This is a genomic window from Citrobacter sp. wls826, from assembly GCF_005281245.1.
GTDB classification, from domain to species: Bacteria; Pseudomonadota; Gammaproteobacteria; order Enterobacterales; family Enterobacteriaceae; genus Citrobacter; species Citrobacter braakii.
The window spans coordinates 96,634-106,479 of sequence record NZ_SZWS01000024.1 but is presented as its reverse complement, the minus strand read 5'-3'; the positions used below and the strand labels follow the sequence as shown (position 1 = coordinate 106,479).

Annotated in this window: 7 protein-coding genes, 1 other RNA gene and 2 pseudogenes; 1 reads left to right on the top strand and 9 read right to left on the bottom strand. The window is 49.3% G+C overall.

Going from position 1 to position 9,846, the window contains the following annotated elements:
- The 9 genes and pseudogenes from FDW87_RS21850 to garP form a co-directional block, all read right to left on the bottom strand.
- Nucleotides 1–189: pseudogene (locus FDW87_RS21850) on the bottom strand (propionate/acetate kinase); the annotation flags it as partial.
- A gap of 31 nt (nucleotides 190–220) precedes the next feature.
- On the bottom strand, nucleotides 221–1,549 hold the full coding sequence (tdcC, locus tag FDW87_RS05580; protein ID WP_137379510.1) for a threonine/serine transporter TdcC: 1,329 nt from the start codon (nucleotides 1,547–1,549) through the stop codon (nucleotides 221–223).
- Nucleotides 1,550–1,571: 22 nt separating this feature from the next.
- A complete protein-coding gene (gene tdcB, locus FDW87_RS05575) occupies nucleotides 1,572–2,561 on the bottom strand; it encodes a bifunctional threonine ammonia-lyase/L-serine ammonia-lyase TdcB (RefSeq protein WP_003828594.1) in 990 nt (329 codons plus the stop codon).
- A 98-nt stretch (nucleotides 2,562–2,659) separates the two neighbouring features.
- Nucleotides 2,660–3,598: a transcriptional regulator TdcA gene (tdcA, locus tag FDW87_RS05570; RefSeq protein ID WP_003828596.1), complete on the bottom strand. Its 939-nt coding sequence runs from the start codon at nucleotides 3,596–3,598 to the stop codon at nucleotides 2,660–2,662.
- A gap of 892 nt (nucleotides 3,599–4,490) precedes the next feature.
- Nucleotides 4,491–4,867, bottom strand: an RNA gene (rnpB, locus tag FDW87_RS05565) — RNase P RNA component class A.
- Between the two features lie 32 nt (nucleotides 4,868–4,899).
- The gene (gene garK, locus FDW87_RS05560; RefSeq protein ID WP_032931837.1) at nucleotides 4,900–6,045 is read right to left on the bottom strand and encodes a glycerate 2-kinase; all 1,146 of its coding nucleotides are present in this window, start codon (nucleotides 6,043–6,045) and stop codon (nucleotides 4,900–4,902) included.
- Nucleotides 6,046–6,110: 65 nt separating this feature from the next.
- The gene (gene garR / locus FDW87_RS05555; RefSeq protein WP_016154635.1) at nucleotides 6,111–7,001 is read right to left on the bottom strand and encodes a 2-hydroxy-3-oxopropionate reductase; all 891 of its coding nucleotides are present in this window, start codon (nucleotides 6,999–7,001) and stop codon (nucleotides 6,111–6,113) included.
- Between the two features lie 29 nt (nucleotides 7,002–7,030).
- The gene (gene garL, locus FDW87_RS05550) at nucleotides 7,031–7,801 is read right to left on the bottom strand and encodes a 2-dehydro-3-deoxyglucarate aldolase (RefSeq protein WP_005131731.1); all 771 of its coding nucleotides are present in this window, start codon (nucleotides 7,799–7,801) and stop codon (nucleotides 7,031–7,033) included.
- A 15-nt stretch (nucleotides 7,802–7,816) separates the two neighbouring features.
- Nucleotides 7,817–9,151: a galactarate/glucarate/glycerate transporter GarP gene (garP, locus tag FDW87_RS05545; RefSeq protein WP_003024898.1), complete on the bottom strand. Its 1,335-nt coding sequence runs from the start codon at nucleotides 9,149–9,151 to the stop codon at nucleotides 7,817–7,819.
- Between the two features lie 403 nt (nucleotides 9,152–9,554).
- On the opposite strand from garP, the pseudogene FDW87_RS21845 reads away from it, so the two are divergent.
- A pseudogene (locus tag FDW87_RS21845) lies at nucleotides 9,555–9,846 on the top strand (UxaA family hydrolase); the annotation flags it as partial.

Here is a 9,846-nt window from a genome sequence, read left to right as displayed (position 1 = left end):
TGCGTCTTCGTAGCTGTGGTGAGCCAGCTTAGCTGGCTCTCCTCCATTAATTGCTATGAACGCATTTTCAGAGTTAATACCGTCCGCGATTCCCGCCATTAAAACTTCACAGTTCGCTGCATCCAGCACTGAGAATTTAATGGAAGACGAACCACAGTTAATAACCAGTACTACCGGAAACTCATTCATTTCACTACTCCGCTCATCCTGAGCTTAAGGATTAAAACAGTTTGTAGACAATGTTCAGGATAGTCAGCAGACCAATCACGGTAACAAACACGTTATCCAGACGCCCACGGTATTTCGCCAGTGACGGCGCTTTACGGATGGCATACATCGGCAGCAGGCAGAGCAGAGAGGCAATAATCGGCGCGCCCATTGCTTCAATCAGGTCCAGGATGTTCGGGTTGGCGTAAGCCACAACCCAGGTGGAGCCCATGATGAAGATCATGCTGATGGTATTAAGTTTGCCAGCGGAAACCTTCGTTTTATCGCCTTTGTAACCAAACTTCAGCACCAGACCGTTCAGACCTTCCAGCGTGCCCAGGTAGTGGCCGAAGAAAGATTTGAAGATAGCAACCAGTGCGATGATTGAAGCGCCGTACTCCAGAACGGTCGCGAAGGTGGACTTCGAACCGGACAGTGAAGCGAAATGGTTCGCCAGGTAAGACAGTACTGGAATGTTCTGCGCTTTCGCATCCGCCATGTTTGCCGGAGAGAGCGTGAACAGGCAGCTAAAGGCAAAGAACATCACCACGGCAACCATCAGCATACTGGCGCGAGAGATGATTTTTGAACATTTCTGCTCAGTAAATTCGCGACCGTAATCTTTCTCATACTCTTCACGTTTAGAGACCACGAAGGAAGAAACGATAGGTGAGAAGTTGAAAGAGAACACCATGATGGAAATACCCAGCCACACGGTAACCAGGATGCCGTCATGGCCAGTCAGAGCGATATTGCTGAGATCAACCTGATCGATAACCGCAGAGTTCCAGTAAGGAATCAGAGACAGAGAGATCAGCACCAGGCTGGCAATAAACGGCCATACCAGGTAGCTCATCACTTTAACCATCAGATCCTTACCAAACCAGATGACGAATGCCATCAGCAGCAGGAACAGTGCCACGAAGCCACGGTTTAACGCTGGCATCTGCAACTGGTTTTCCCAAAAGGTCATAAAGGTGTTGGTAATGGTGACGCCATAAATCCACAGCAGCGGACAAATCGCAAAGAAGTAGAGGAACGTGATAACCACGCCGCCCGTTTTACCAAAGTGCTCTTCAACCGTTTCTGTGATGTTACCGGAAGGGTTAGAACCGGAAAGACACAGGCGTGCCAGCGCACGGTGGCAATAGAAGGCGATGGGGTATGCTAACACCAGCATTATCAGAATGGGGATCAGTCCGCCAAAACCTGCGCGGATAGGGAAGAACAGCACCCCGGCGCCGATGGCTGTACCAAATAAACCCAGTGTCCAGGTGGTGTCCGATTTGCGCCAGGACGACTGTTTTGTCTGGCTGGATACAATGCTATCAGTAGTACTCATATCCTATCCTCAACGAAGTATATTAAGCGTCAACTAAACCAGTAATTTGAGATACACGAGAAAGGTCGATATTACCGCCAGAAATAATGCTGACTGTTTTTCTGTTCTGGATATAGCTATCTAATTTCCCGCTTAATAATGCTGCGCAAGCCAGCGCGCCGGCACCTTCAGTCACAACTTTATTTCGCTGAATTAATGCCACCATGCTGTTGCGAATTTCATCTTCGCTGACCAGGACAATGTCATCCACCAACTCACGAACAATTTCATACGTTAAAGTACCCGGGCGGGAAACGTCACAACCATCCGCCAGGGTGCCGGTCGTTCGGTGCGTGGTTATTTCTCCAGCGTGGAAAGAAGCCGCCATGCCGTGAACATTTTCAGACTGTACGCCAATAATTTTAATAGTCGGGTTAATAGATTTAATTGCCACCGCAATACCAGCAATCAGTCCGCCACCGCCAATTGGCACAATCACGTTATCGACATCGTACAGATCTTCCAGAATTTCCAGACCAATAGTGCCCTGACCAGCAATCACTTTCGGGTCATCATATGGCGGAATAAAGATACGGCCTTCAGTTTCCACAATCTCGCTAACCTTAGCGATGGTGTCGTTGAAGTTGTCGCCGTGCAGCACAACCTCTGCGGAATAATCGCAGGTTGCAGCAACTTTAGACTTCGGCGCGCCTTTCGGCATGACCACTTTGCCGTCGATTCCGAGCATGGCGCAGGAGAGAGAAACCCCTTGCGCATGGTTACCTGCAGAGCAAGCCACCACGCCCTTACATCTTTCAGCTTCGGTTAATGAACTGAGCTTGTTAAACGCACCACGGATTTTAAATGAACCGGTACGCTGCATATTTTCAAACTTGAGGAAAATTTCCCCTTTGCAACGTTCACTAAAATAGTTAGAGCGAGGCATTCCCGTTTTATAAATTTTCCCCGCCAGTCTTTTTTTCGCTTCGAGGATATCTTCAATTGCAACTGGGAGATCGTATGTAATGTGCATTAGAACCTCTTACTAGGGTATTAAAGTAAATAGATAGCCGTGACCATTGTCAGATATAGACAGATGGCGTTGATTTCGTGTTAAAACAAATTCAATCTTTAATCAATTTCAATTAATTGCCTTCGTCTCCGACAATTATATGATGAATACTCTTTGGCTAATTCCACCAAAATAGATGCTGCTTTTTTAATTCGATAATTTTTCGACCATACGGCGGCATAACGCGCGACGGGTAAGGTTTCTTCTACCGGGATAGTAATAAACTGGTTTGAGCCAAATGGTGTGGTCATATCGCAGGGAATTACTGTTAAGAAATCAGCATTGAGAACAAGATTATAAATCGTAACGACGGAGTCTGTTTTAACGATGTTTTCACTGCTGATGCCATTATTTTGTAACGTGGTTAGAAGTTCACTGTAGTACCCCATATTCGTTTGTGGCAACACCCACTGTTCGTTTTTCAACGCGCTCAGCGAGGTGATGCCGGTGCATGTTCGGGACTTGCTGGCAACCAGGATGAAGTCTGACTCAAAGAGCGGTTCAACATGCAGATCGTGCAGTTTCATCTCATCACTCAGCGTACCGATCGCGAAGTCCAGACGCCCGTCACGAATCGCAGGTAAGAACGAGGAGAGCTGAGCTTCATACATGGAAACCTGCGCTTTCGGGAACACTTCTTTGAATTTTTTAATCATGCCGGACATGATGGTGAAGGCAATCAGTGAAGGAAAGCCAAACGACACATCAACGACCGCATTGCTCGTCATGCTGTTCATCTCATCAACCATGTTCTTCATTTCACGGGTAATAGATTCAGACCATGAGAGCATAACCTGACCTGCCTGAGTTAAAGTCACACCAGTATTTTTGCGTACGACTAACTCAATACCGAAATAAGCTTCTACATCATTAATGATTTTGCTGACAGCCGGTTGAGTTAAACCTAATTCTTTTGCAGCTGAGCCGATAGAACCACTTCTAATGACTTCCTGAAAGACCACTAAGTGCTGTGTTTTAGGGAGTGTAATAGTATTCATATCGACCTGCGCTAATTACTTTGTTGACGGCAGGAAGTGTACCAAATTAAGCGAACGAGGATATGTGCTACCACTCACAAATCCCCTTGACTTACATTTTGTAAGACTATTATTTAAATTGAAATCACTTAATAATCATATAGATATGAAATATCGATCTCACTTTATCCTGACTTTAATCAAAAAAAGATGGGGGGATAACGATTTTTTATGGCTATAACAACACCATTTCTCCTGCTATTTCTTAAAACCACGAAAGGCTATATTTCAATCAATTACAGAGTAATTACCAGGCAAAACAGCGCTTAAATTTAATAAGCAACTTATCAAATATAATTATATTTTATCGTTTATAGTGGTCAAATAACGTTACGCATCACGTTTTTTAGCCTTATTTGTTTGTAAAGAAACATTGCATTTATTAATATTTAAACCAAAACATACAAATAATCATCACATGCAACATTGCATTAACAGTAGTTTTGTACAATTTATCAGCCAGTAATTTTGTGATGGCGATCGATTGCGTTCGATTATTCTCGATAAAAACGTATCGCGCAGCGTTTTGTGCTAGTCATCACAAAAAATGAAATATCCCGCAAGACATTCCCTTAGATAAAAGAAGTTCAGTGCGTAAATAAAGGTCAAATAACGATGAGATGAATGGGAAATAAAGGCCAGATTCGTGGTGAACCAACTACAACACGACAGGAAAAACGTCTGCCGGATGGCAGTGTAAACGTCTTATCCAGTCTATAAAGCAAAAAACCTCGCCGAAGCGGGTTTTTTATAAAGAGGTGAAGCTGACCGATAAGCCGCGTTCTTTTGAGTATAGCGTCGTGGACAGTCTGCCTACAAAGCAAAAACCCCGCCGAAGCGGGGTTTTATAAAGAGGTGAAGCTGACCGATAAGCCGGGTTCTGTCGTGGACAGTCATTCATCTAGGCCAGCAATCGCTCACTGGCTCAAGCAGCCTACCCGGGTTCAGTACGGGCCGTACCTTGTGAACCCCTATTTGGCCTTGCTCCGGGTGGAGTTTACCGTGCCACGGACTGTTACCAGCCGCGCGGTGCGCTCTTACCGCACCCTTTCACCCTTACCTGATCCCACTTGCGTGGGCCATCGGCGGTTTGCTCTCTGTTGCACTGGTCGTGGGTTTCCCCCCCAGGCGTTACCTGGCACCCTGCCCTATGGAGCCCGGACTTTCCTCCCCTCCGCCCGTCTCCCCCGAAGAGGACGACGACGAAGCGGCGACTGTCTGGTCAGCTTCGGCGCGCAGTATAGAGGGTTTGCGGGGCATTGTCACCCCGCACTGCGCATTCCTATCGCCAACGTGGCGGCGATGTTTCTTGAAGCGCGATAAATATTATCAAATGCCCCACGAAAGGCCTCTTCCAGCGTGCTGATGGTGGTTAATACGCTAAACACCGCATCGATACCATATTGATGCACCACCTCCACATCGCGCGTCAGGCTGCCGCCAATACCAATTACCGGCTTGTGGTACTTCTTCGCGACATTCGCCACACCCACCGGCACTTTGCCGTGAATGCTCTGGCTGTCAATCCGCCCTTCTCCGGTCACCACCAGCGTACAGTCATGAATATGCTCTTCCAGATTGAGCGCCTGGGTCACAATCTCAATACCACTGCGCAGCTCCGCACCTAAAAAAGCCATTAACGCGGCGCCCATTCCGCCAGCCGCACCAGAGCCAGGAACGTCTTTCACATCAACCCGCAGCGATTTTTTAATGATGTCGGCATAGTGAGACAGATTGCGGTCCAGTTCGATAATGCGTTCTTCCGTCGCCCCTTTCTGCGGGCCAAAAATGCGCGAAGCGCCAGTATCACCGGTGAGTGGATTAGTCACATCGCAGGCCACGCGAATTGAGCAGGTTTTTAAGCGCGGATCCAGGCCCGATATATCGATGGTGTTCAGACTCTCCAGGCTTCCACCACCGTTGCCAATCTCTGTCCCGTTGGCGTCGCAGAGTTTCGCCCCCAGCGCCTGCACCATACCCGCGCCGCCGTCGTTGGTCGCACTGCCGCCAATACCAATAATGATGCTCTGCGCACCGCTATCCAGCGCCTGTAAGATCAACTCCCCGGTGCCGCGCGACGTGGTGACTAACGGGTTACGCTTTTCAGGAGGAACTAACGCCAGACCGCTGGCTGCCGCCATTTCGATAAACGCGGTTTTACCATCTCCAGACATGCCCCAGCAGGCATTCACTTTTTCGCCCAGCGGCCCTGTCACCCACGCTGAATGTTCACTCCCCTGCGTAGCGGCAATCATGGCTTCGACCGTTCCTTCACCACCATCGGCAACCGGGACAGAAACATATTGCGCATCGGGGAAAATTTCCCGAAATCCTTTTTCTATTGCCTGAGCTACCTCGGTGGCAGAAAGGCTTTCTTTATAAGAGTCTGGGGCAATTACGATTTTCATAGTTATGTAGCCTGACAGTGCCGCGCAAGGCAAGAAATACAGGGCGCGCATCCGCGCCCTTCTTGTTAGCGAGTGACTTCCACTTTCGCCAGTTTTTCGTAGTAGCATGCGAGTGCGCTATGATCGGCGGTGCCCAGCCCATCAGCGCGTAGCGCCTGCATCATCTCCATGACTGCAGCAGTCAGCGGTAACTGAGCGCCAACGCCATGAGAGGTATCCAGCGCGTTCGCCAGATCTTTAATATGCAGGTCGATACGGAAACCCGGCTTAAAGTTTCTGTCCATAACCATCGGCGCTTTCGCATCCAGTACGGTGCTTCCCGCCAGCCCACCACGGATCGCCTGATACACCAGATCCGGGTTTACGCCCGCTTTGGTCGCCAGCGTCAGCGCTTCCGACATCGCCGCAATGTTCAGCGCCACAATCACCTGATTCGCCAGCTTGGTGACGTTACCCGCGCCGATATCACCGGTATGTACCACGGAACCTGCCATCGCTTTCATCAGATCATAATATTTGTCAAAAATCGCTTTATCACCGCCAACCATCACCGACAGAGTACCGTCGATAGCTTTCGGTTCGCCGCCGCTTACCGGCGCGTCCAGCATATCCACGCCTTTCGCTTTCAGCGCGTCGCTGATTTCACGGCTGGCTAACGGCGCGATGGAGCTCATGTCGATCAGCACTGTCCCCGGTTTCGCCCCTTCAATAATGCCGCCCTCTCCCAGCGCCACTTCTTTCACATGCGGAGAATTCGGCAGCATGGTGATGATCACATCGCACTGCTCGGCAATATCTTTCGCCGTGGCGGCGGTTTCTGCGCCTGCGGCAATCACTTCCGCAATGGATTCCGGGTTACGGTCAGCAACCACCAGCGAGTAACCTGCCTTGAGGAGGTTTTTACTCATTGGTTTACCCATAATACCGAGGCCAATAAAACCAACTTTCATTGTCATGTCTTTATCTCTCTCTACTGTCGAGGGGGTTATTTCTTAAAAGAATCAGCCAATTTTTGCGTGGCTGAACGGAACACGCCAAGATCGCTGCCAACGGCAACAAACGTCGCGCCCCACTCCAGATAACGACGCGCATCCGCCTCTACCGGGGCCAGAATGCCGCTTGGTTTGCCGTGTGCTTTCGCGCGGGCAAAAATGTGCTGGATAGCTTTCTGCACATCAGGATGTGACGCATTGCCGAGGTGGCCTAACGCCGCAGCCAGATCGCTTGGGCCGACGAAGACCCCGTCGACGCCTTCTGTCGCCGCGATTGCGTCAACGTTATCAACGCCCTGCTGACTTTCGATCTGCACGATGATGGTGATGTTCTTATTCGACTGCGCAAAGTAGTCCGGTACGGTGCCAAACATATTGGCGCGATGGGATACGGACACGCCGCGAATACCTTCCGGCGGATAGCGGGTCGACGCCACGGCGTTCACCGCCTCTTCTTCCGTCTCCACGAACGGGATCAGGAAGTTGTAAAATCCGATATCCAGCAGGCGTTTGATAATTACCGGCTCGTTGGTCGGTACGCGCACTACCGGCGCGCTGGCGCTGCCTTTCAGCGCCATCAATTGCGGGATAAACGTCGATATGTCGTTCGGTGCGTGTTCGCCGTCCAGCACCAGCCAGTCAAAACCCGCCAGACCTAAAACTTCGGTACTGATTGGGCTGGCTAATGCAGACCAGCAGCCAATCTGAATCTGTTGCGCCGCGAGAGCCGCTTTAAACTTATTCGGAAAAATCGTGTTATTCATCGCTTACACCTTTGTTTATTTCTGCAATTCCATACGTTTAATGTCACCGACAATAAACAGGTAGCAAACCATTGCCATCAGCGCCGAGCACCCTACAAACATCAGCGCAGCATTAAATGAGTGCAGCTCGCTCACCAGATACCCAATCACCAGCGGGGTGACGATGGAAGCCACATTGCCAAATACGTTAAATACCCCACCGCACAGACCGACAATCTCTTTCGGCGCAGTATCGGAAATCACCGGCCACCCCAGCGCTCCGAAGCCTTTACCGAAGAACGCCAGCGCCATCAGCGCCACCACCAGGGTGGTGTTATCGGTGTAGTTACACAGAATAATGGTCGAGGCGAGCAGCATTCCGAGCACAATCGGCAGCTTACGTGCCAGAGTGATGCTGAAGCCACGTTTAATCAGATAATCAGAGAACACGCCGCCGAGTACGCCACCGGCAAATCCGCACAGCGCAGGAATCGAAGCCACCAGGCCCACTTTCAGGATCGACATGCCTTTTTCCTGTACCAGGTAAATCGGGAACCAGGTGAGGAAAAACCAGGTAATTGTGTTGATAAAATACTGTCCGAAGAACACGCCGAGCATCATACGGTTAGTGAGCAACTGCTTGATATAATGCAATTTAGGACCGCCTGACTTCACATCACCCGGCTTTTTATGGTCCATATCCACGACCGCGCCGTTTTCAGAGATAAACTTCAGCTCTTCTTGCGACATACGCGGGTGATCGGTTGGGTTATGAATAAACTTTACCCACAGCCCGGTGAGCACAAAACCAATCACGCCCATCACGGTAAAGACATGTTCCCAGCCCCAGGCGAAGGTCAGCCAGCCCAGCAGCGGCGAAAACAGCGCCAGAGAGAAATACTGTGCGGAGTTAAAAATTGCGGACGCCGTACCGCGCTCTTTCGTCGGGAACCAGGCCGCCACGATCCGGGCATTCGCCGGGAAGGACGGCGCTTCCGAGAAGCCCAGCATAAAGCGCATGATGAACATTGAAATACCCGCCCAGGCCAGCGGGAACATGTCGACAAAGCCCTGCAGGAAGGTAAACAGCGACCAGAAGAACAGGCTGTAGGTATAGACTTTCTTTGAACCGAACTTATCCAGCAGCCAGCCGCCGGGGATTTGCATTAACAGGTAAGCCCAGCCGAAAGCGGAGAAAATGTACCCCATTGAGATGGCACTGAGCTGTAACTCTTTCGCCACTTCCGTGCCGGCAATTGACAGCGTTGCACGGTCCGCATAGTTAACGGCTGTAACGATAAATATTATCAGCAATATTAAGTAACGGGTGTGCGTACCTTTCTTTTTCTCGACAACTGTATCCAGAATCATTCTAATTACCTCGGGCACATTAAATTTTTATTATTATTGGGTAGATATTCCTGGTGATAAATTACTGATAATAAGAACGCATAATAATTTATCAGACGCTATGAAACCGTGATTTAGTATAATCAGCAGCGCCATGTTAATCATTGTGCAAGCGCTCATTAAACATGCGTCATTAAAATAATGTTTTGGGCATATGCACACATGCATGGGCGCTAATGCACACATTTACGTATTGCTACCCCTGGTGGGGCGGCCTTGCTGAGTTTAAGTGATCATCATCACATTCTTGGCGATAAACTCCTGACATTCTTATTTCACGATACCGAATCTTTATTACTTATAATTAGATTCAAAATATAAATATCCACACTATTATCACCACCTTGTTGGAGAATACTGGACAATGGCCGACATCGAAATCAGACAAGAATCGCCAACGGCGTTTTATATTAAAGTTCACGAAACAGATAATGTGGCGATAATTGTCAATGACAATGGTCTGAAAGCTGGGACGCGTTTTCCAGACGGACTGGAACTCATTGAACATATTCCCCAGGGACATAAAGTGGCGCTCCTGGATATTCCTGTTCGCGGCGAAATCGTGCGTTATGGCGAAGTGATAGGCTATGCCGTTCGCGATATCCCACGCGGCAGTTGGATTGATGAATCAATGGTTGAGCTACCCAAGGCCCCGC